Source organism: Micromonospora sp. KC207 (assembly GCF_004348615.1).
In the GTDB taxonomy this organism is placed as follows: Bacteria; Actinomycetota; Actinomycetes; order Mycobacteriales; family Micromonosporaceae; genus Micromonospora.
This window is the reverse complement of sequence record NZ_SMKJ01000005.1, coordinates 1-22688: the sequence shown is the minus strand read 5'-3', so window position 1 is coordinate 22688 and position 22688 is coordinate 1. Positions and strand designations below refer to the sequence as shown.

At 71.3% G+C, this 22688-nt stretch carries 24 protein-coding genes; 20 read left to right on the top strand and 4 right to left on the bottom strand.

Annotated features, from left to right (window positions below):
* Positions 1–66: 66 nt before the first annotated feature.
* Complete coding sequence (locus tag E1258_RS01345) at positions 67–1149, bottom strand: hypothetical protein (RefSeq protein WP_132396043.1); 1083 nt, start codon at positions 1147–1149, stop codon at positions 67–69.
* A gap of 677 nt (positions 1150–1826) precedes the next feature.
* Here E1258_RS01345 and E1258_RS01340 point away from each other — a divergent pair.
* The 20 genes from E1258_RS01340 (at position 1827) to E1258_RS01250 (ending at position 18054) form a co-directional block, all read left to right on the top strand.
* Positions 1827–2543, top strand: a complete 717-nt coding sequence (locus tag E1258_RS01340) for a hypothetical protein (protein WP_132396041.1) — start codon at positions 1827–1829, stop codon at positions 2541–2543.
* Between the two features lie 28 nt (positions 2544–2571).
* A complete protein-coding gene (locus tag E1258_RS01335; RefSeq protein ID WP_132396039.1) occupies positions 2572–2997 on the top strand; it encodes a hypothetical protein in 426 nt (141 codons plus the stop codon).
* A gap of 335 nt (positions 2998–3332) precedes the next feature.
* Positions 3333–4457 carry a hypothetical protein gene (locus E1258_RS01330; RefSeq protein WP_132396037.1) on the top strand — a complete coding sequence of 375 codons (1125 nt, stop codon included), beginning with the start codon at positions 3333–3335 and terminating at the stop codon, positions 4455–4457.
* A complete protein-coding gene (locus E1258_RS01325) occupies positions 4454–4795 on the top strand; it encodes a hypothetical protein (RefSeq protein ID WP_132396035.1) in 342 nt (113 codons plus the stop codon). Before E1258_RS01330 ends, E1258_RS01325 begins: the two co-directional genes overlap by 4 nt.
* A gap of 151 nt (positions 4796–4946) precedes the next feature.
* Entirely contained in the window at positions 4947–5414 is a 468-nt protein-coding gene (locus tag E1258_RS01320; RefSeq protein WP_132396033.1) for a hypothetical protein, read from the top strand.
* Between the two features lie 178 nt (positions 5415–5592).
* On the top strand, positions 5593–5937 hold the full coding sequence (locus tag E1258_RS01315; RefSeq protein WP_132396031.1) for an Lsr2 family protein: 345 nt from the start codon (positions 5593–5595) through the stop codon (positions 5935–5937).
* A gap of 284 nt (positions 5938–6221) precedes the next feature.
* The gene (locus E1258_RS32985; RefSeq protein WP_165949596.1) at positions 6222–6371 is read left to right on the top strand and encodes a hypothetical protein; all 150 of its coding nucleotides are present in this window, start codon (positions 6222–6224) and stop codon (positions 6369–6371) included.
* A complete protein-coding gene (locus E1258_RS01310; protein ID WP_132396029.1) occupies positions 6371–6559 on the top strand; it encodes a hypothetical protein in 189 nt (62 codons plus the stop codon). The genes E1258_RS32985 and E1258_RS01310 overlap by 1 nt, the downstream gene beginning before the upstream one ends.
* The gene (locus E1258_RS01305) at positions 6546–6938 is read left to right on the top strand and encodes a hypothetical protein (RefSeq protein WP_132396027.1); all 393 of its coding nucleotides are present in this window, start codon (positions 6546–6548) and stop codon (positions 6936–6938) included. Before E1258_RS01310 ends, E1258_RS01305 begins: the two co-directional genes overlap by 14 nt.
* A gap of 141 nt (positions 6939–7079) precedes the next feature.
* Positions 7080–8003 (top strand): winged helix-turn-helix domain-containing protein, encoded by a 924-nt coding sequence (locus tag E1258_RS01300; RefSeq protein WP_132396025.1) that lies wholly within the window; start codon positions 7080–7082, stop codon positions 8001–8003.
* A gap of 94 nt (positions 8004–8097) precedes the next feature.
* Positions 8098–8775 (top strand): GGDEF domain-containing protein, encoded by a 678-nt coding sequence (locus E1258_RS01295; protein WP_132396023.1) that lies wholly within the window; start codon positions 8098–8100, stop codon positions 8773–8775.
* Between the two features lie 94 nt (positions 8776–8869).
* Positions 8870–9460, top strand: coding sequence for a hypothetical protein (locus E1258_RS01290; RefSeq protein WP_132396021.1), 591 nt, complete (start codon positions 8870–8872; stop codon positions 9458–9460).
* Between the two features lie 214 nt (positions 9461–9674).
* A complete protein-coding gene (locus E1258_RS01285; protein ID WP_132396019.1) occupies positions 9675–10079 on the top strand; it encodes a hypothetical protein in 405 nt (134 codons plus the stop codon).
* A gap of 46 nt (positions 10080–10125) precedes the next feature.
* A complete protein-coding gene (locus E1258_RS01280; protein WP_132396017.1) occupies positions 10126–11166 on the top strand; it encodes a hypothetical protein in 1041 nt (346 codons plus the stop codon).
* A 100-nt stretch (positions 11167–11266) separates the two neighbouring features.
* On the top strand, positions 11267–11818 hold the full coding sequence (locus tag E1258_RS01275; RefSeq protein WP_243715105.1) for a hypothetical protein: 552 nt from the start codon (positions 11267–11269) through the stop codon (positions 11816–11818).
* Positions 11815–12906, top strand: a complete 1092-nt coding sequence (locus E1258_RS01270) for a M23 family metallopeptidase (protein WP_132396015.1) — start codon at positions 11815–11817, stop codon at positions 12904–12906. The genes E1258_RS01275 and E1258_RS01270 overlap by 4 nt, the downstream gene beginning before the upstream one ends.
* A gap of 101 nt (positions 12907–13007) precedes the next feature.
* On the top strand, positions 13008–13679 hold the full coding sequence (locus tag E1258_RS01265; protein WP_132396013.1) for a hypothetical protein: 672 nt from the start codon (positions 13008–13010) through the stop codon (positions 13677–13679).
* A gap of 67 nt (positions 13680–13746) precedes the next feature.
* Positions 13747–14841 (top strand): DUF4314 domain-containing protein, encoded by a 1095-nt coding sequence (locus E1258_RS01260; RefSeq protein ID WP_132396011.1) that lies wholly within the window; start codon positions 13747–13749, stop codon positions 14839–14841.
* 410 nt (positions 14842–15251) lie between these two features.
* On the top strand, positions 15252–16406 hold the full coding sequence (locus E1258_RS01255; protein WP_371688547.1) for an AAA family ATPase: 1155 nt from the start codon (positions 15252–15254) through the stop codon (positions 16404–16406).
* Positions 16407–16416: 10 nt separating this feature from the next.
* Positions 16417–18054, top strand: a complete 1638-nt coding sequence (locus E1258_RS01250) for a VWA domain-containing protein (RefSeq protein WP_132396009.1) — start codon at positions 16417–16419, stop codon at positions 18052–18054.
* Positions 18055–18180: 126 nt separating this feature from the next.
* Here the strand turns inward: E1258_RS01250 and E1258_RS01245 are convergent, their stop codons facing one another.
* The 3 genes from E1258_RS01245 to E1258_RS01235 form a co-directional block, all read right to left on the bottom strand.
* Entirely contained in the window at positions 18181–19002 is an 822-nt protein-coding gene (locus tag E1258_RS01245; RefSeq protein ID WP_165949595.1) for an SAM-dependent methyltransferase, read from the bottom strand.
* Positions 19003–19253: 251 nt separating this feature from the next.
* Positions 19254–20486: a hypothetical protein gene (locus tag E1258_RS01240; protein WP_243715104.1), complete on the bottom strand. Its 1233-nt coding sequence runs from the start codon at positions 20484–20486 to the stop codon at positions 19254–19256.
* 188 nt (positions 20487–20674) lie between these two features.
* Entirely contained in the window at positions 20675–22144 is a 1470-nt protein-coding gene (locus tag E1258_RS01235; protein WP_132396005.1) for a BTAD domain-containing putative transcriptional regulator, read from the bottom strand.
* Positions 22145–22688: the final 544 nt, after the last annotated feature.

The window sequence follows — 22688 nt, the reverse complement described above, 5'->3', positions numbered from 1 at the left end:
TGACGTTCCGTCTGGCCTCGCCACCACCGGTCACAGCTGGAGTAGCAGCAGAGCCGGTCCCACCGCTCAGGCCAAGCCTTGGCCATAGAGATCGAATCCGATCTTTGCAACTTGGGCCAGATGCTGCAGGTTTGCCGGAGCACCTTCCAGCAGGCCCTTGCTTCGGTCGAGTAGCGAACGCACCCATCCCTTGTCGGGCTCGTCCTTGGCCGACTCCCGCTCCAACTCGGCGGCGACCATCTCGTACTGAGGCTGTTGGTCCTCCGGCAGCAGCCGAGCGAACTCCCGCAGGGCCTCCGCGAACACGGTCAGGACCTGTCCATCGTTGGTATGGGTCTGGCTCTGGGCGACGTCACGGTTCGCCACCGCAAGCTGCCCGCTGTTGTTGCCCATGATCGTCACATTCACGCCGCTACCGTCCGCCCTGTTGAGATACTCCACCACGCCCTCGTACTGCTCGACACACTCAGTTCCAGTGGACTCGAGAGTGGGTGCCTCGTCGGTCCCGCCCAACAAACGCCGCTCCTGGAGGAATCGGACCGCCTCCATCAGGTCGGCCGCGCTGAACAACACCCCGTTGAACCAGCCATACGGGCTGTTCGCGATCTCGGCGATCTCGGTCGACTCGCCGTTGGCCACCCGTTCGTAAACCCACCGCATAACCGCGTTCCGGCAGGCACCGCGTCGTGCTCGCGCGTCCTTCCGGCTCTCGATTCGGGCAACTGCCGTCTCCCGGCCGCTGTCCGTCAGCATCGCCGATCGGCTCATGTGATGACGTCTGAAGGCTTTGACCTCGTTGATAAGGCCCCGCTCGCCGAGCGAGTCATAGGCGACGTCCACGTGCTGCTCGACCAGTGGAAGTCGATCTTCGACCCCCAACTCCGCCATCATCCGAGAAGTCGGCGGTAGCGAACTACGGTTGGTTTTCGAATACTCATACAGCCAGTCTATGAGCCAACCGGCGACGAGTTCGAGCTCCGAGCCGGTAACCGAACCGCCGACGACACTGGCTGAACCGCTGCTAGGAGAGACGCTGCCCGTCGTCTCCGTCTGGACCGGCACCCGAACCGGGTACTTCTTCAACTCCTTTTCCAACTTTCGCTGCATCTCCCGCAACCCTCTCGGATTCGGCTTGAAGCTGCTTGCCACGTTTCCCCCTCGGCAACCGAGCGTATCGGGCAGCCAGGGTAGCTCCTGAGTGCGACAACGGTGGCCGCTACGGAGGATGCTGGAACCGCACTGCGGCAATGATCAACATCCGGGTGGACAACTGCCGCTAGGATTCCCCGAACGCCGGTGCCAAGAGCCGCCGGTCTCAGAGATTTCAACACTGACGTCTCGGTCGCGGCCCAACTATCGGTAGAAGGCCGCAGCGCCGCGCAAGCCCGAGTATCCACCTCCGCAGAGAGGTCGACCGCGGCTCGCGCCTGTCAGCGAACAAGATCATTTGTGGGAGGCCCGGAGCCTCACACGGTCCCCGCCGACGACGGCTCACCACAGGCTGGAACGTCTCACAGTGCAGGTCAACCCCGCTGCCGGCTGATTACGTAGCCGGACCGGCCTGACAGAACAGGCCGCTACCGTTCACGGCACCAATAGCACCCCTACATCTCCACCCCGGTTCGGTCCCACCTCGGAACCACCGCCGCACCCACCGGTGCGCTCCGCTCACCCGCCCTGTCCGGGCCGGTCGGCACCGCGCCGCGCGGCGACCCCAGGTCGCACCCACCACCCCGCACCACACCTCTTCTCCCGCCGACCCGCGTACCCAGCGGGCCGGTCATCTCCGCGCGTCCTGACGCGCCCACACGAAGGAGGACAGCTCCATGCCCAAGACGCCTCGCAAGGTGACCCTTACGCCGGCTGTCACGCCGACAGCCACGATCCGCACCATGATCCTCTGCGTCCCGGACGAGTTGCCCCGCGAGGCGCTGACCGCGCACCAGCTCGACCGCAACTTCGGCGTCCGGGGCACCCTGTCGCCCCGGTTCTGGGCCAACCCCGACCTGCGCCTGTGGCACCACCGGCAGATGATCAGCCTCCGCAAGGGCCGCCCGGCCTGCTGCGCCGGCGGGCCGGTGCGGCTGCTCGACCTCGACGGCATGCGCCAGGCCGCCGGCGTGGGGGCGGCCATCCGCCACCAGGTGTTCAGCAGGGCCGTGCACGGCACCCGCAACGCCACCCCGTGGCACGTCTACGAGGCCCGCCACCTAGCGGACCCGGACGCGTACCCGTGGAAGGCGGCCGTGGCGGACTTCCACCACCAGCCCCGGGTCAACGCGATCCGCATGCACAACGCCGCCACCCACGGCGCCGGACGGATCGCCCTCGACGAGCTGGAGATGTACCAGGCCGGTTGCATGGCCTACCAGCACCACAGCGCCCTGACCGCGGTCACCGGCGACGCGTTCATCACCGCCGACGGCGCGAAGGTGGCCCCGGCCAGTGACGCCATGGCCGACCGGGTGACCTACCTCGAACAGGCCAACCTTCTGCTCACCACGATCGACCCTGACCAGCGGCTGCTCGCGGTCGCGCTCTGACCGAAACTGACAGGAAGGAGCGCTCCTGATGGGTCGCGTCATGTTCCTGCTCGACGAGGTCGAGCAACTCGCCGACGCCTGCGTCCGCGCCCACCGCCGCGAGGCACCCCCAGCGGCGCCACCGGCGCTGCGGCTGTCCCACGACGAGTTCGCCCGGATCTACCTGACCGGCGACAGCATCCACACCGCAGAGCGCCATCGCCTGCGCCCCGTCACCTACAGCCTGCTGGGCTGGCAGGACACCCCGGTGCTGGCCGGCGAACTCACCGGCGAGCACCACCGGCGGCTGCGCCCGGGCAGCCTCGGGGACATCCCCCTGCGCCAGCCGGAGGGCGACCTGCTCCACCTCATTCAGTGCGGCGTCGACGCCGGCTGGCACACCTTCGTCATCGACTACGTCGACGACACCGTCATCCCCGGTGTCGGCCGAGGCCGCTTCCACACCCCTCACTGACACTTCCTGGAACCAGCGATCAAGCAGCCGCCATCCCGTACACACGCCGTCGGTCAAGCGGCCACGTCACCCTGGCCCCATCATCACCTCGACGGCAAGGCCAGCCCGTTCGCACTCCCGATGCCACACCTGAGGCATCACCTGATTAGAACCCGCCGGCCGCCCACGGCAGGGACACCGGCCGCGCCACCGGCTGGCGACACGGCCGCTTATCCCTCTTCCACGACCGCGACGACATCGCCCGGCAGGCCACCGGTACCCCGATCGCGCCCACAGAGCCCACGGCGACCCATCCCGGTTCGCCGTCATCACCCTGTCCGAAGGGACGAAACACCATGATCCGAATCCCGATCTGCCCCGCCTGCGCCGAGCCGGTGGCAGACCAGCCCGCCCAGGGCTGGACCAGCGCCTACCGCAGCCACAACTGGTGGTGGCACCTCACCGACAACACCCCCATCTGCTTCGACACGAACGGCAGGCGCTCGCAGGCGGTGTTCGTCGAGGACGGACTCCCTGCCGACAGCCAGGCCAGCGCCTGGCTCGACGCGATGAGCGAGTTGTTCACGATCGGCGGCCCCTACGACCCCGCCCGCCTGGGCAGCGCCGTCACCGCCGCCGAGCACCTGCACCGCTGGCTGCACACCGCCACCGGACCCTTCAGCGCCCTGATGGCCCTGCCCACGCCCATCGAAGTCGCGTTCCTCGTCGGGCACCTGCACCGCACCAACCGGCTGCGCGCTCGAATCCACGCACAGACCGGCTCCCACGTCCTCGACCAGGCCCGCCAGCCGCAGTTCACCGGCCTCACCGACAACAGCGACATCCACGGCGAGGTCATCGACACCGCCGACGACATCCACGCGTGGCTCCAAGAGGCCGCCGACGCCTGCGCCCAGGCAGCGCGCACGACCGGTGTCGCCTGGTCCGATACCCGCAAGCTCACCGCCCTGACCGCCACCGAGCACTGTGGGCAGGCGGACAACGACATCCCCACCACCGACGCCGATCACGAGCCGCCGACCGCCCACGTCGCGCCCGCGCCGCCCGACACCCACGAGCCTTCGCCCTCGCGCCTGGCCGAGCTGATCGGTACGGCCTTCGGGAACGAGGCCGGCTTCAGCCCGGATCTGACCCGCACCGCGACCCGGATCCTCGGCACCCTCACCATCTACCTGTCGAACTGCCTCGGCCCCGCCCGGCCCGCCGCCATCGCGACGCCCCAGGACCTCGCCGACCTGACCACCTCGCTGACCCACCTAACCCACAGCTTCCACACCAGCCTGCGGCAGGCCGCCGAGCACGCCGCACCCCACGACACCACGGGAGGCGACACCACACACGTCACGGCGCTGCACGCGGCGCTGACCCAGGCCAGCGACGCGCTGCGCCACGCCGCGCTGAACCTCGGCAAGGCCTCGTACCACGCCGCCGGCCTCGACCTGCCGCAGAACCAGCCGTGACCAGCCACGGCCGGGACGGCACCGCCACCACGCCCCCGCCCAACGGACGGCAGGTCGAGCGCACCTTCGGCGAGCACCGGCAGGGCTACGACCTCACCGAGATCCGCCGAACCAGCGACGCCCTCCTGCGGGTCCGGATCCACCGCGACGCCCACCAACACCAGAGCTACGCGCTCGTCGAGGTCTTCACCTCCGCGATGACCTGGACCGCGCTGACGACTGAGCCAGCATCGGGTTGGCACGCCGCGACGCCGTACCGCAGCACCGGCCCGGTGCCGCTGGAGAGCCTCGCCGACCGGCTCTTCGCTCGGGCCGACGCGATCCTGCGCACCCAGTAACAGCTCACAGGGTGCACCGCCCACAGCCGCCGCTGGGGCCCTGTCCGCACCAATGCCAACGGCCGACGCCCGGCCGAACAAGCGCGAGCCGCGCCCGGGCACGGCCGCACGGCCGTGCCCGGGGACGTCTCCGAAGAGAGGACCCGCACCGATGTCCGAAGCCCGTTCCCGGTCATCGCCGCAGCCGGTATGCCACCCGAATGGTGACCTCACCGCCTGGCCAGAGCAGCGGTACGCCTGCGACTGCGGCGAGGAACTCCGGGCGGCCCGGATGGGCCCGAGGATCAACGACTGGATCTACGAGACCCTGTCCGGGCAGCGCTACCGCGACGACCGGCCGCAGCTGCTACGTGACGACCCCGCCCGGTGGTGGCGGGAGCTGCGCCGACGCATGACCGATGGTGACATACGCGCCGCCCAGCTCTACAGCACCGTGACCGCCGCCGAGAAACTCGGCCTCACCCCGTGGTGGCACTACCACCACCCGGTGACGACACTGACCGCCTCACCTGCCCGGCGGCCGCCGTTCTGCTGCGGGTCCCCGATGCGGGCCAGCCCCGACGGGTGGGCCTGCCGCGTCACCGGACGCCTCTTCCCCTACCTGCCCGCAGCGCACTGATCCCGCTCTGACAACGCGGTGAACTCACCACGTCCTCATCGACGGTGCAGGGACAACACCGACACCCGCCAGCGCCGGCGCCGGCGGGTGAGACGCCCTACCAACCCGATGACCGCTGCCCCGACGCCGCGCCTGGCGTCGGGGCCATCGCCATACCCACGGCAAGGAGAACCCTCTGATGGCAACCAGGACGACCGTCGTCGTCACCGACGACCTGGACCACAGCACCGACAACGTCGGCACCTACCGCTTCGCCCTCGACGGCGTGGAGTACGAGATCGACCTCGCCGCGCACAACCTGGCGCGCCTGCGGGAGGCACTCGCTCCATACGTGGCGGCCGGACGCCGGCTGCCGAAGCGCCCTACGGCCCGCCGCAATCCTGGGGCCCGCGGCGGCCGTAGCGCCGACGCGGACGTCCGCGAGTTCTGGGCCGCCCACCAGCAGCGCCTGGGGCTGCCGCCGCACCGCAGACACGGCCCGATTCCCCAAACGGTCCGCGACGCCCACCGCGACAACCACTGACCCACCCCTCTACCGCACGGGAGACCCAAAGCACATGCGAGTCATCACAGCGCCGCCGCGACCGGCCGGCGAGTTCCTCACCATCCCCGTAGCCGAGAGCACCGCCGGCGAGTCGGTGGTCGTCACCTGGTGCCGGGAGATCGCCACCGACATCGCCACCTCCGTCGGCGGCGCCGTCGACAGCGCCGAGTACCTGCTACGGCTACACCCGCACGGCTACGCACCCCACTCGCTGTACTGCTCCTTTCTCATCGCCGGCCACACGGTGGCCGTCTGGGTGGGTGATGTGGGACGACCTGTGGCGCGAGCCCGGATTCGGCCTCGCCGTCGACGGCCAGCCGGTGCCCCTGGACGCGACGAGCACGGTCCGGCCGGCGGCCGTCATCGCCCACGCCGCCTGGCAGGCCATCCTCGCCGACCTGAGGAGGCGCTGATGGCCCGCCGCCGGGACGCGGTCCTCGTCCGCGCTTGCGCCGGAACCCACCTGGCCCGCCCGGTACGGCACCTGCCGCGTGGCATCGCCGGCGACCGCCTCGACCGGCAGGTGGCCGGCGAATCCGACTGCCACTCGGTGGCCAAGCTGGCGAACGGTTCAGGGGCGGTGGCCGATGCCCGCTGTTGACTACGAGCCGCCACGGGGCAGCACGGCGGTGTTCTCCGGCAGGTGGCTGCGCTACGAGCCGGTCCCCGGTTTCCACCGCTACTACGAGGGCTACCGCGGCACCGTGATCGGCTGGTGGAACGGGACCTGCGAGTTCACCCTCGACCACGAGGCCGTGACCGCGCTCGTTCAGACGTTTGCCGCGATGGCCAACTACGTGGGCGGTGACTGGCGAACCGTCGACTTCGACGGGCACGTCCTCACCATCGCCCGGCCGGTGTCCCTCGGCGGTGGCGTCCACCTCGCGCGCCCCGTCGATGGTTGCTACCGGATCGGCTGGGGCCTGCCGTGGCGGCCTGTCGATCCCCGCCGCTGCGACCGGACCTTCGGCCAGCCATAGACCGCCGCCCGCCCGCGCGGGCCCGTGGCCCGCCATGCGCCGACGGTGTCCCGAGATCCGGTCATCGCACTTGATCACGAGGCGCCGTCGAAGCGTGCATCGATGCACGTCACCCAATCAGGTCGACCAACAGGAGGACGGATGGACAACGAACCGGAGCAGAACGCGAACCCGACCGCGCTCGACAAGGTGACCGCCGCTCTGGCGGCACTCGGACAGGACACGGCCGCCGCGATCGCGCAGCGAGCCGGCGTGGGGTACTCGACGGCCACCAAGCGGCTGCGCGTGCTGGAGGAAGCCGGCCAAGCCGAAACGTTCCGCGCCGACGACGGCCGCACCCTCTGGCGGCAGCCGGCGAGCACGGCCGGCAGCATCGACACGCCGGCCACCGCGACCGACGACCCGCCCCACACCCTCGAACCAGACCGCGCCCCGCACGGGAACCCCGAGCAGCCGGGTGGTACCCCCGCACCGGCAGCGGACACGGACACGGACACCACGGTCGCGGCGGAACCGGAGGAGGAGGAGTCAACCGGCAACCCGCCAGACGAGGTGCGCCGGCCGGCGCCGCAGGTCGCCGCGGATCCACCGGCCCCGCCGCAGGACACGTCCCCTCCGCCGGGTGGCGGCCTGAGCGAGGCACGCGCGCCCGACCTTGCCGGCGAGGGCGGCGAGCCCGTGACGACGGTCAGCGTCGAGCACTCGGCCGCTGTCGAGGCAGGTGAGGTGAAGCCCGGACGCGACCTCGACCCGGCGAGCGCGCATGACCACCTACCGGCGGGTGGTCAGGCCGAGGCCCCGGACACGGCGGCGGGGGCACAGGCGCGCCGGTCGAAGGGGAGCCTGCGCGGGGCCATCCGCGACGTGCTCGAAGCCCACCCCGACCAGCCGTTCAAGACCAGCCAGCTGTGCAAGGCCATCGACGAGGCCAACGAGGGCAGCGGCTCGGCCAAGGCCAGCGCGGGCGCGGTCGTCAACGCCGTGCACAAGCTCGTCGCCGTCGGCATCGCTGTCCAGGTCGCCGACCGGCCGGCGACCTTCCAACTCGCGCCCACCAGCGACTAGCCGGCGCCCACATCCCTGGTAGCCCGGGGCGGGCGTCGAACTTGGCGGCTCACGCCCACCCCGGTGCTCCTTCACTGACAAGGAGCGATGTCAAGTGTCTCACCTGCACTCCTACCTCACCGCGGCCGGCGGAGTCCTCGCCGGCCTCGCCGCCGCGTCGGCCCTACTCGCCTGGCAACGGCAGATCCTCCACCGGCAGCGACACACGCTGGCCGCCGTCGAACACGACCGGTCCCACTGGCGCCACCTGGCCACGCACCACGACACCACCGACCTGCCGAACCGGCGCGCCCTGCTCACCCACCTCGAAGCCATCTTCTCCCTCGGGGAACCGCTCGGGCTCGTCCTGATCGACCTCGACCGGTTCAAGCAGGTCAACGACACCTACGGCCACGAGCACGGCAACGACCTGCTGTACGAGGTCGGTCGCCGCCTCGAAACCCTCGGGCCGCCGGTGATCCTGGCCGCGCACCTGTCCGGTGACGAGTTCGCCCTCCTCATCGACGGGGACCGGGCCGACGTCGAGACCGCCGCCCACGCGGCCCACCACCGCATCAGCGGCGCCCCGTTCGACATCGCGGGTCAGCAGGTGACGGTCACCGCCAGCGTCGGCCACGCCCTCGCCGAGCCGGGCATGCTGCCCCGCGACCTCCTGCAGGCCGCGGACCAGGCCATGTACCTGGCCAAACGCACCCGCAGCGGCATCCACGGCCACGACCCGAGCCACGACACACCACCGGGCCTCATCACCCGCTACCGCGACCTGCGGTAACACCCAGCGCCGCTCTTAACGCAAGCGTTCCCTCCTCAAGCCCCGCAGGCCGCCCGGCCTGCGGGGCTCGCCGTCGATCAAGGAGCTCATCACCGTGTTGTCCTTCAACGCCGTGCACACCCTGACCGGATGCCTCCTGGACGTCGAGGCCCGCGCCGACCAGCTCGGCTGGGGCCGCCCACCGCTGCTGCTGCTCATCCAGGACCGACCCGCACCCTCCGCGACCAGCGGCACGCGACGCGAGCTACGCGCCGCGCACCTCCCGCTCAACGACGCCCGCATGAGCCGCTACCGCGCCGGCCTCACCGACTTCCTCCCGGACCTCGCCGCCACACTCGCCGCCGGCACACACATCAGGCGGCCCACCCTGGCCGCCTGCCTCGACATCGACCTGATCACGGAGCTGCTCGCCGAACCCACCCCCGGACTCCGGCTCCTGGCCTGGGCCGTCTGCTACGAGGACGTGCTCGTCGAGTCCGCCGAACCCCACGAGATCCGGCGCATCGACGCAGTCGACGCCGACCACCGCGCCTACCAGATCACCCGGCTACGCGGCGAACAGCACCCGATCGTCTTCATCGACGAGCACCTCGGCGACGAGGCCTCCGCCCAGTCCGGGCTGGTGCGCCTTGTCCAAGCCACCAGCCGCCCCAGCCCACCCTCGCCGCCGCAGAGAACGGCCTGAGCACGGAGCGTCGACACGACGCCCACCCTGAAGAGCACCCCGGTAGGCCCTGCTCCCACCGTGCCGACCGCATCACCTCAGGCAGGCGACTTGACCTTGCCCGAGAGATAAGCGTCGATCGTCGTGGTCATCGCCGAGCCGGTCATCAGGCACAACACCACCGACCCGACCCGGCGATGCCCCCTGCCCGAGAACCCGACGGAAGGTCACCCGCATGTTCGACCGGAGCCGGTCCCGCCCCTCCCAGCGGGCCCTCGTGCCCAGCGACGTCACCGACCCCCTGCTGTGGCGGCTGGCCGTCGACGTCCTCACCGCCCACCAACCCGGACCCGACGGCCGCTGCGTCAACCTGCAGTGCACCGACCAGGTCGGCCCGTGCCCGGCGGCCGCCAGGCAGGCACAACGGGCGATGCGCGCCGCGCGAACCCAGATAGCGAAGCCGCCCCTGCCGCAGCCGGCCATCGCCCACGCACCAGGCCCGCAGCGGCCCGCGCGCGACCGCGGCGGGTTCGTCGGCTGGTTCACCACCGGCCTCGCCGCCACGACCACCCACCTGCGAACGCGGATCCCACAGCGACTACCACGCCGGGTCCCCGGCGCGACCCTGGCCGCCGCCTAGCCCCGGCGATCGCCGAACACCACCCCAACCCCATCAGGAGGACCCCATGACCTTCCGCACCGAGACCACCCTCGCCGGCTACGCGCGGGCCGCCGTCGACATGAAGACCCGCATGCACGAGTACTGCGCCAGCATCGACGGCAGCGAGTACACCCGAGCCTTCGTCGAAACCAACTGGGCGGGCCTCGCGCCAACCCACGGCGACGACGAGGACGCCGCCCACCACAGGCTCACCGACGTGATCAACCGCGCCAGCAGCACGGTATGGGCGCAGGGCGAGGCCTACGTGCTCGCCCCCGCCATGACCGCCATCGTCGCCGCGGCGGCCGAAGCCCTCGACCTCACCGGCGACCTGCTCACCGCCGACGCGGCCCCCACCGACGCCGGTGTGCTCTACCTGCCCGAACCGATCTACCACCGCGCCCTGACCGGCCAGGTCAGCGGCATCGCCGCGATCACCTGGGCCACCATCACCTCCCCCCAGGGGCGATCCTGGCTGATCTGCGGCTGGGCCCACCGCGACGACCCCGACGACCCCCACGCCGCCCGCATCCAGGACTACGCCCACCAGGACCCCACCCTGCTGTCACGACTCGGCCCATACGTGCTGACGAACCTCGACCTGCTGCCGATCGCAAGACCCGTGCCCGCCATCGCGCAACCGGACATCGACGAGCCCGACCGCGACTGGGAGTCCGCCCCCGACGGGCGATACGTCATCGCCGACGCCACCGCCCGCACCAGCGTCTGCGCGGCGATCGCCTACACGTTCTGGCGCATCCAGGCCCAACCCATCAGCGTCACCGCCTCAGCGCCGCTCGACCGGCCCGCGCGCCGCCGCGCCGCCCGCGCCCACGTCGTGCACGACACCCGCGTCGTGATGCTGCGCCGCACCTCCACCCTGACCGAACCCGCCGACGGCCACACCCAATGGCACTACCGGGTCCGGTTCGTCGTGCGCGGCCACTGGCGCCGCCTGATCGACAAGCACGGGCAGGCCTACCGGATCTGGATCCACGCCCACCTCAAGGGCCCCGACGACGCGCCGCTGCTGCACGGCGAGAAGGTCGCCGTCCTCGCCCGGTAGCCCAACACCCGAACCTCACCGACCCGACGACCGCGCGGCCCTCGACGCCAGCGCGGTCGTCGCCGTATCCGCATCTTCGTCAACACGAGGAGACAAGACCGTGGGAACACCCTGCTACGTCGGAGTCAACGCCCCCGCCGGCCCGGCCATCGTCCGCGCCCGCTACATCCACGACGGCTGTCCCTCGTCGCTTATCCCGCAGCTGCGTGGCATCTGGGCCGCCACCACACGCCGCGACACCAACGCCCTCATCGAGGCGGTCCTCGCCTACGACTGGGCCTACCTCCGGTCCGACATCACCCCGGACACGCAATCGTTGCCTGGCCAGAACTCCGTCGCGGGCATCGGGATGACGCTCGGCGACACCGATCCGGAGCCGGCTACCGTCTTCCCCCTCCACCGTGCTGTCGACCTCGGCGCCTCGTGGATCTACCTGATCAACCCCGCCGACAGCACCGTCACCGTGTACGGCGGCGACGGCGACCCGGTCGGCATCCACCGCCTCCACGACCCGACAGAGCCGGAGGAGAGACCCGCCCGGCGCCCGCACGCCGCTTGCCTCTTCCCGCGGCACGCCGCGCCTGGCAGCCACACCCTCACGCCGGCCCGCCCCAGGCATCGACTCGCCATGGGCTGCCGGAGGACGGGATGACACTTCGAGCCCTGGTGTCGCTCGCCGTGGCGGTTGTCGCGGTGGTCATCCTCTGCGCCGGTGGTCTCGGGGGAGTCCTCGGCGGCGGCAGCGCCGCCGCCGGCTGCATCCCCGTGTCTGTCTCACCCGCCGCAGCGCCGTCTACCTTGCCGTCGGCGTCGGCGCCGCCGACGGTGTGGCCGGCGATCGGTGACTGGGACGGCGACCAGGTCGGCAACGCCGCCGCGATCGTCACCACCGGCATCCGCCTCGCGGTTCCCGCCCGCGGGTGGGTGGTCGCGGTCGCGACCGCGATGCAGGAGAGCACCCTGCGGAACCTGTCCGGCGGCGACCGCGACTCGGTCGGCCTGTTCCAGCAGCGCCCCAGCCAAGGCTGGGGCACCCCCGCACAGCTGCAGGACCCCGTCTACGCGTCGGAGAAGTTTTTCGGCAAGCTGGTCGCGGTCAGCGGCTGGCAGGCCATGCCGCTCACCGAGGCCGCCCAGGCCGTGCAGGTCAGCGCCTTCCCCGACGCCTACGCGAAATGGGAGGGACCGGCCACCCGGCTGGTCGCCGCGATCGCCGACACCACCGGTCTACCCACCGACGGCCTGGCCGGGTGCGGGGCCGCAGGCCCGTGGACGCAGCCGGTTCTCGCCCCTGTCGGGTCGGGGTTCCGCAGCGCAGACCGGCCCGGCCATGACGGCGTCGACCTCGGCGCCCCGCGCGGCACCATCATCCGCGCCGCGTCCGCCGGGACCGTCCGCACCGTGCGCTGCGACGCCGTCCACGCTGCCACCGGCGCCGCATGGGGCTGCGACCGCGACGGCGACCCCGTTCTCACGCGCGGGTGCGGCTGGTACGTCGACATCGACCACCCGGGCGGCCTGCTCACCCGCTACTGCCACATGGACCGGCCCCCGATGGTGACGCTCGGGCAGCCGGTCGCCGCCGGCCAGCCCATCGGCGTCGTCGGCTCCACCGGCCACAGCTCCGGCCCGCACCTGCACTACGAGGTGCACCACCACGCCGATGCCAGCCCGAACGGCGCGATCGACCCGGTGCCCTTCATGGCCGCGCAGAACGCCCCGCTGCGCACCAGGCCCTGACGCGACTCCAGCGGCCCCATGGCCACCCAGCTCGGCGGCCATCCCCGGCAGGGGCGACCGCCGCAACCCCCTGTCCACACATCCCTGAGGAGGAGAGGTACGTGAGTACACCCGCGCTGATCGGCGTTGCCGCGTTCCGCGGTAGGTACACCGCCCGCCGTATCCAGTTCGGCGAGGATCCGCAGGTCCTGGTGCCGCTGCTGCGCCGGATCTGGACCGACACGTTCGGCCGCTACACCGACGCCATGGCCGCCGCGCTGCTGGCCCGCGACTGGTGGAGCCTCGCCGTCAACCCCAAGCCGCGGCGCTGGGACCGGCATCCGCCCGTACCGGGACTGGGCTACCCGGCCGTCACCGAGGACGGCAGGACTCGCCGGGGCTCGCTGCGGGAGGACCTCGACGGGTTCGACGAGTGGCTGTACCTGCTGCACCTCGACCAACGGCGGCTGGTGGTGTACGAGGCGACGGTCCACGGCCGCTGGCTGCGCCACAGCGCCCACCACCTCGACCCGGTCGAGGACCTGTTCGTCACCGCACCCGCCCTCGACAACGGCGGACCGGAGATGACGGTGTGCACCGTGTGCGGCGCGGTCGACGAGATCGACCACGTCGAAGTGCCGTCCATGGCCGGCTACGGCCACGACACCTCCACTAGCTGCACCCGCTGCGGCTCCTCGCTCGCCACCGACCCGATGTTCGGCGACCACCTCGTCCGCAAGCCCTGGCCACCACACACCCCCACGACGGGCGACGCGACGGACCGCACCCGATGAACCCACTCGCCCGACGCGGCCGACACCGACCGGCCGCGACCTGTCCCTGCACCGATCGGAGAACACCATGATCTACCAGCCCGGCCAGCGCGTCACCCTGGTCCACACCAGCGACCCGCACACCCTGTTGCGGCCCGGCGACACCGGCACCGTCCGCCGCCACGACCAGCGGCACAACACCGTCGAGGTCACCTGGGACAGCGGCTCGACACTGTCGATGTGCCTCGACGCCGGCGACCGCATCGAGCACACCACCACCCCGGAGCCGACCGGCGGGCCGGTCGGCGAGGCCACCGGATGGGCCACCGCGCTGCGGCGGATGCGCGCCGCCGGCGCCGAGGCCGGCCGCACCGCCGCCGCCCGGTGGGCCCAGAACACCATCGGCCCCAGGGCCGGCGGCGACACCCGCCTGGCCGCCCGCCGGATCCTGGCCGGCATCGGCGACGGCGATCCCGCCGTCCTCGACGCCCTACCCCACGTCACATGGGCGGGGGAGTCGGTCGACACCAGCGGATGGGAGCTGTTCGCCGACGCCACCGGCGACGTCTCCGGCTGGTTCGGGCTGCGTATCCAGGAGCGTGACGAGGCGGTGGCCGTCTACCGCGACGCCTTCGACACCGCCGCCACCGACCGCGTCGCCCAACTGTGCCGTCTCGCGGCCAGCCCCACCGGCCGCGGCATGTCCCACCTGCACCCCGACCGGGTCCGCGTCGGCGATGTCGGCGTGTTCTCCGGCGAGTGGGCACGCACCGTCGGCCCGGACGGCGACGACCGTATCGCGGTGGGGTTCGTCGGCACCCTGATCGACCACTGGAACGGGTGGGCCGTGTTCTCCTCCTGCACCCGCCCGGTGGCCGAGGCGATCGTCGCCGACCAACGGCGGCACCGCGACCAGCACCGCCACAGCCTGCGCGAGCAAGGCGTACCGGAGAACGACCTGGACCGCAGGATCGACGAGGCCCTGGCCGACCTGTCCTTCGACGGCGACGTCATCGTCGCCGACCAGCGTGTCCTGTCCAACGACCCGGAAACCATCGACCGCATCACCCCGGACGACGACGGCCGCTACGTGGTGATGGGCTACAGCTGGTGCTGGGAAGCCGTCGACCCGTACGCCTGCGACCAGATCGTCGGCGACCTGCCCGACCCCGACCAGGCGTAGGACGCGGATCCGACCACGCCGCACCGACACCGGCACCACCGCCGCAGACAGGCGGCCGGCAAGGAACCGACGCACCCTGCTCGGGTCGAATGCCGGCCTGCGATTCCCGATCCCGGACGCGCCTTCCCGACCGGTAGGCGCTTGACCTGAACATCGCTCCGCGTAGCCGAGCACGGCTACGCGCGCTCTTCCCGCCCGCAGTGGCCCACCAACGCCGCCGCGCACCCCGGGAAGGGGCGCGCGGCGGCGTCAACCGCCAAGGAGCACCTCATGCCACACCCGAGCACGCCAGTCCGCCGGTCGCTGACCGGCCACCAGCCGGCACCGCAGCTGCCCGCAGACGACTTGATCACCTGCTGGACCGCCGGTATCGGTTGCACCCCGACCGTAGCCATCGTCGGAGGTGCCCGGTGACCTCGCCCGCTCGACCCGCCAAGCCCAAGGCCAAGCCCCGCCCCATGTTCGGGCCGGTCCTGGCCCTGCTCGCGGCCGAACCACACCGCGCCTTCTCCATCAGCGACATCGGCAAGCACCTGCCCGGCCGGTCCTCGGGGGCGATCGGCTCCGTGCTGAACCGCCTCGTCGACCGTGGCTGGGCGACGATGTCCGGCGGGTCGCCACGCCGGTACACCATCACCGCCGACGGCATCGACGCGTTCGCCTCCGGAGCCGGTGCCAGCCGCGCCCCCACACCCACCGCCACCACCGGCACGCCTGCGGTGCCCGCCGCACCGGCACCTGCCCCGACCGGTCCGGTCCCGCCTCGTCCCGGCGCTGTCCTGCGGCCCAACGGGGTCTGGTACCTGCCCCGCCAACTCGGCGATGACACCGACGTGCGGGTGCTGCGCCGGCTGCGAAGCGACAACATCCCGGTCCTGCTCTACGGACCGCCCGGCACGGGGAAGACCAGCCTCATCGAGGCCGCCTACACCGACGCGATCACCGTCGCCGGCCACGGCGACACCACCGTCGAAGACCTCGTCGGCAACTACGTGCCACTGCCCGACGGCGGCTTCGAGTTCACCTACGGCCCCCTCGTCACCGCCATGCGCGAAGGACGCGCCCTGTTCATCGACGACGCCACCCTCATCCCACCCCGCGTCCTGGCCGCCCTCTACCCGGCGATGGACGGCCGGGGGACGATCACCATCGCCGCCCACCACAACGAGGTTGTGACCGCCGCCGACGGGTTCTTCGTCTGCGCCGGCCACAACCCCGGCGTCCACGGCGCGATCCTCACCGAGGCCCTCGCTTCCCGCTTCGCCGTGCACATCGAGGTCACCACCGACTTCGACCTCGCCCGCTCCCTCGGCGTCCCCCACGGCGCCATCGACGCGGCGATCGCCCTCAACCAGCGGATGCGCAAGCACGAGATCGACTGGGCACCACAGCTACGCGAACTGCTCGCGTTCAAGCGCGTCGCCGCCAGCCTCGGGCTGCCCGCCGCCGTGGCCAACCTCGCCGCAGTCGCACCCGAACCCGACCGCCCAGCCGTCGTCGAAGCCCTCCAACGGGCCTACCGCGGCACCACCATCACGCCCCTCACCCTCGGCAAGCAGAAGTGAGGCAACCGCCATGACCAGCGTCTCCGCGCACCTGAGCACCTCCGGGCCCAGCCCCGCCACTACGACCTCGCCCCCGGCGGCGTCACCCTGGGATCCGTGGTCGGCAGCTTGGACGAAGCAGGCCGCCCGGATCACCAGCCGACCCGACGCCCGCGTCACCGTCACCCCGGCCGCCGGCGGCCCACCCGGCTTCAGCTACCCCGCCACTGCCGAGATCCACATCGACGCCGACCTCGTCGCCGACCCGACGATCGCCGACCCCCGCCGAACCGCCCACCGGTCGAAGGCCCCTGTCGCCTACGGGGTTCTGCTGCACGAGTGCGCCCACGTCATCCACTCCGCGTGGGATCCGCCGCCCGGCGTGCCTCCCGTCGTTCGGGAGGCCGCGCTCCTGCTGGAGGAATCCCGCGTCGAACGGCGCTACCGCGACACCCGACCCCGCGACCGGCGGTGGCTACGCCGCGCGATCACCGCCATCATCGACCCCGCCGACACCCCCACCGACACCCTGTGGAGCGCCGCCTACGCCGCCGGACTGCTTCTCGCCCGCGTCGACGCGAAGATCCTCTACCCCGCCGACGTCCGCACGCCGCGACGCCTGATCACGAAGGTTCTCGGCCGCAAGCTGCTCAAGGGGTTGCGCGGCATCTGGCGGGAGGCCCAGACCGTCGGCGACACCGACACCACACGGATGGTCGACCTCGGCGAACGCTGGTGCCGCCTGCTCGGCATCGACCCCACCACCAGCCCTGGCCTACCCGTCGACGACGCGGCCACCAGCGCGATCGCGGCGGCCATCGCCGCCGCCCTCGACACCATCCTGCACAACCCCGCCGACACGCCGGCACCCGGACCCGGCGGGCCCCGGACCGACATGCCCGGCATCCACGTCGACACCGACGTGCCGATCACCTGGACCGAACGCGACCCCGCCGACGCCGAACGCCAAGCCGCCAACCGGCTCACCGCCCTACTACGCCGCGCCCGCCACCGCGAACCCGCCCGCACCCGCGAACCCAGCACCGCTCCTCCCGGACGACTGCGCACCCGCGCCGCGGTCACCCTCGCCGCCCAACGCGCCAGCGGCGCCATCCCCACCGCCCAGCCCTGGCAACGCACCGTCCGCCGACCAGTCCCCGACCCCGAACTGACCATCGGCATCCTCATCGACGCGTCCGGGTCGATGACCGCCTTCGCGAAACCCATGTCCTCCGCAGCGTGGATCATTTCCCAAGCCGCCACCCGCGCCGGAGCCACCACCGCCACCGTCGCCTACGGCGACCGGATCACCGTGCTCATCCCACCCGGCCGCCGCCCGGCCAAGGTCCGCGACATGCGAGCCGACGCCAGCACCGAACGGTTCGTCGAAGCCTGCGCCGAAGCCGACCGGCTCCTGCGCCTGTCCGCCCCCGGCACCGCACGGCTGCTCGTGGTGGTCTCTGACGGCCACTACGTCAACCCTGACGAAAGCCAAGCGACCATCACCCGCCTCCACCGGACCGGCTGCGCCGTCCTGTGGCTCGCACCAGCCCACGAAAGCTGGCCGCCGCGGGTGTACGACCACACCACCACCATCAGCGTCGACAGCCCCACCACCTGCATCGACCTCATCGGCCAAGCAGCCGTCGACGCTCTGGCCAAGGCCTAACTATCGCGACTCGGCCTCTCCATCGTGCCCGCAGCGCCGGAGCCGGGCTGAGCGAATGTTCGCTCAGCCCGGCTCTCGCATTCAATTGATTTTCGGAGACCACACCCATGAATCCATGAGACAGGCCTATGCCTTACGCGCGACCGCCCCGTACATGGCGATGTCCTTGTCTGCGATTCGTGGGGCCTCGGACCCGTCCGGACGCCACTTGTGGACCTGGACCAGCCCCGGTTCCACTAACCTGAGGCCGTCGAAGAATCCCAGCGCCGTGGCACGGTCGCGGAAGACGAGGGTCTCGCCGAGCCTGTTGTACTGCCGTTGGACCTCGGCCAGCGGGATCGGGTCGAACTCGTCGGTGGCGATGGACATCGCCAGGTAGCTGCCCGCCGGCAGCACGTCCAGGACCTGTCGTACGACCCGTAGTGCTTCCGCGTCGTCCTCGATGAAGTGCACGATCGCGATCAGCAGCAGCCCCACCGGCTGGCTCAGGTCGAGGGTCCGCAGGAACTCCGGCGCGGAGATGATCGATTGGGGGTCGCGCATGTCCGCCGCGACGTAGGCCGTGCGTCCCTGTGCTGTCCCGACCATCAGCGCACGGGCGTGCGCGAGCACGAGCGGGTCGTTGTCGGTGTAGACGACACGTGCGGTCGGGTCGACCGACTGCACGATCTCGTGGAGATTCGGTGATGTCGGCAGCCCGGTGCCGATGTCGAGGAACTGCCGGATGCCGCACTCGGCGGCCAGGAAACGCGCCACCCGGTGCATGAAGGACCGGTTGGCCTGCATGTGGACCCGCAACGCGGGCCAGATCCGCAACGAGCTCTCGCCGGCCTCGCGGTCGGCGGCGAAGTTGTCCTTGCCGCCCAGGATGTAGTCGTAGATTCGCGCGCCGTGCGCCCGGTCCGTTCGCAGATCTATCCCGCGGGCATCGTCGCCGCGACGTTCCACCACTGCCTCCGTACAACGATGCCGCCACTCGTGCAGGCGACCCTACACCGGCCACGTACCGTACTCAGATCCTCTGCCGACGGCCGATGCGCGGCGAGTTCCGCAGCCGGATTGGCGGCGTCCGAGGTGGGCTGAACGAGTGGACGCTCAGCCCACCTGGGGGCCTTGAGTAGGAGACCGGTCCCTTTCGCGTTTGTCGGGTCGGTCATCGCGGGGGCCGTCGACTTCACTCACTTTGGTCCTTCTGTCGATCACGCCGGGTGCCGCCGTGTCCGTTCCCTGGCGATTCCCGGCCGCCGAGGGTAGTCCGGTGGTAGGTAGCGGTAGACCGAGCGCAGCGATCTACCGATCCTCTCGGCGATTCGTTCAGGCTCGATGTTTGGTTCTCGGCGCAGCCAGTAGGCCACCGCTTCCCTGGTTTCCCTGGGGACGTCCAAGACCTCATCGTCGTCCGCAACATCTCTGCCTTCCGCGCCAGCAGCTTCGTTCTCTGCGGGCACGGCTTGTGGTGAGACGCCGTCGCTGCTCTCGGCTTGCCGGGAGTGGTCGTCCTTGGGATCGGGGACTGGGTTGCGCTCTGGACCCGGATCCGAGACCTGCCGCTCATCATCTGCCGTTGCCGCTGCCGTGAACCGGCTGGACGGTGACGGCGGAAACGACCGGGGATCAGGTGCCCGAGACGTTGGGGCGTGACCTTCTCGGTTCAACCAGCGACGGCAGCTGGCGTTCTCAGCCGTGATGATCCGTTTCGGGGTGATGTCTGCGGCGAGGAGGTCGGTGAGTTCGTTGTAGTCGGCGGTGGCGGTGAGGCGTGCGGCGACCTCATCGAGGTCATACACGCGGACGGCGATGTCGGCGGTGGCGGTGTCCAGGGTGGCGCGGATCTTGCGGTGCAACACCTTCGCGATCGCGGCGTTGCGGCGTTCTCGGGTGGCGGCGGCGCGGGCGTGGCGTAGGGAGTCGTAGAGGTCGAGGCCGTCTGCCTTGGCGATCGTTCGGGCTCGGAGGGTGATGGCGGGGTGGCGGAGCCAGTGCCCGATCACCTCGTAGGCCGGTGGCGTGGGCGGGAGGTTGCCGGTGGCGCGGAGCCGGTCGCGGCGTTGGTTGCCGGCGTGGATCAGCCAGACGAGGTATCCGAGGGCGGACATGGCGGCGTAGAAGCCGCCGAGGAGGTGGTCGGGGTGGGCGGCCCAGTTGAATGCCGCCGCGCCGACGGCGATCGTGGCCGAGAGTAGGCGGGAGGCGAGGGCTCGTTCGCCGAGTCGGCGTCTGACGTCGGCGTCGGCCATGAGCACGACGCCGCCGAGTTCGAGGGTGGCGACGGCGGGGACCGCGATGATCAGCGGGACGTCGAGGGTTTGGGCGGCGCCGGTGACCTGTCCGACGAGGGCTACGGCCAGAACGAGGGCGTAGAAGGTCTGCCGGGTCCAGGCGGCGTGCCTGACTGCTTTGAGTACGTCGGCGTCGAGGTCGTCGCGGGCCACCGGGACGCCAGCGGGCGTCCGTACATGCGCTGGCCGGTGAATCGTCTCCCACGACGGGGATTGGCCGAGGGACGAGGTGGGTTGCGGGGCGGAGCTGTCGCTGGTGACAGGCGCGACGGTCTCGGCCGAGGTCGTATCGGCGGGCAGACCGGTCGATGCCGTCACGGGCGCAGGGATGGAGTGTGCCGTCATGAGCGGGGTCCGTGGTCGCGGCGGCGCGGGTGTCCGGCGGGTCGGTGGGGTCGCGGGTCGGCGATGAGGCGGTGGGCGAGGGCGAGGGTGGTCTCGCTCGGTTGGGCGTCGATGTCGGCGAGGCGGCGGGTGAGGTCCTCGCGGAGGGCGTGGATGGCGTCGGCGTGTCCAAGCGCGGCGTGGATTCGCATCGCCTGCTGGTACAGCGGTTCAGCGTAGGGGTCGTGTCTGATGGCAGCCTGGATGACGGTGAGGGCTTCGTTGGGATCTGGTGTGGTGGTGGCCAGGGTGAGGTGGGCGTCGAGTGCCTGACGTCGGATGCCTTCGCGATGGGCTTCGATCCACTCGTAGTCGAATCCGTCGGCGAGGTTGCCACGGTAGGCGTCAACGGCGCGGCGTAGCGCGGTGAGCCGGTCGGTGTCGGTGGTGGCTCGGTCGACGGCGCGGAGCGCGGCGCGCATCTGCCACAGGTCGGTATCGATGGTGTGCCGGTTGAGGGTGTATCGGTGGGTGGTGTGGGTGAGGTAGGTGGCGGGGCCGCCGGTGTGGGCGAGGGCCTTGCGGAGTGCGGACACGTAGGTGTGCAGCCGGTGGGGTGCCTTCGACGCGGGGGCGTCGGGTAGCAGGTCGTCGAGGATGGCGTCCTGGGTCGCTTCGCCGTCATGGACGGTGAGGTAGACCAGCAGTTCGAGGGCTTTCGCTCGTAGCGGCAGGCTGGTGTCTCTGCCCAGGATGTGTGCGCCACCGAGGACCTGCACCTTCACCCGCCCGCCGTGATCACCCGATGGTCCGGCGACGGTGGGTGGGGCGCTCGAGCGGTGGGAAGTTTCGGCGGTCGTCGTGGTATCGAGGGTGCCGGTGAGCCGGGGCGTGGCGTCGGCACCGGCTGGTACACCGGCGTCGGCTGTACCAGGGGTGCTCGCGGTCAGGCGAGATTGCTCTCTTGCGGCGCTGTCCGCGTTGCCGCTCTTCGCGGCCGAAGGTTGGTGTGCGGCGGTGAGTGTCGCGAGCAGGTCGAGGGTGTCGGCGGTGGTCATTACGGCCAATCGGCCGACCTCTGGAGGGTGGATGCCCTGCTGCTCCTTGTGTTCGGCGGACGTGGTGAACCCGTCGCCGGCGACGGTGACGGTGTCTCCGTAGGGCCAGGGGCCGAGCAGGACGCCGTGGATGTCGAGTCGTTGTCCTTGGGTGAGCAGTGCGGCGGTCCGGGCGTGTTCGTGTGCCGCGGTGGCGTCGGCGATGAGGAGCAGCGGGGGTAGGGCTTCGGTCGACGGGTGGGCGTCGCGTAGCGCGGGAATGGTGTCGGCCTCGCGTGCGACGCAGACCCGGGTGCGGTGCAGAATCTGCTCCTCCACCGTGGTGAGGGCGTCGGTGAGGGTCTCGGTGACGATCAGGCCAGGCGTGTCCGCGACGAGGGCCGCCTGGTCATCCAGCAGGCCGGCCAGAACGGTCAAGGGCACGATCACCTGGCCGTGGTGGGCCTGCTCCGGTGTAGCGGCGGTGAGTGTGGATACCAGGAGCCCGCGCGCCGCTGCCTGCGCGGCCGGTCCGGTCAGTCCGAGGCCCGACGCCGGCCAAGCCCCGGTCGATCGGCCGGTCAGCGCGTCTGTGGCGGGGCCTGCGCCGGCCAGGGGCCCGGTTGTGCCGGTGCGGGGTGGCGCGGTCAGGGCCGGATCGGGGTCGGTGTGAGGGTGAGCTGCGGCAGCATCTGGGTCCGCCGCGAGGGTGGCCGCAGTCGCGATCGACCGTGAGGCGTTGCCGGAATCGCTGCTGGTGGCCGGGGCGTAAGACGGCGTTAGGTCGGGCAGCGCACGCCGGAGGATGGCCAGGACGGCGGGCAGGCGCGGTTGCGGACCGTGCTCGAGGGTGTTCGGGGACGCGTAGCGAGGCGAGGTGTGGTGTTTCCGGCGTGTCCACGCGAGAGCGGCGGCGGCCAGCAGCGCGGCGGCGAGCGCCGCTTCTATCCAGCCGCGGTCGCCGAGGGACACGCCGGGCTGGTCGCAGTCCGAC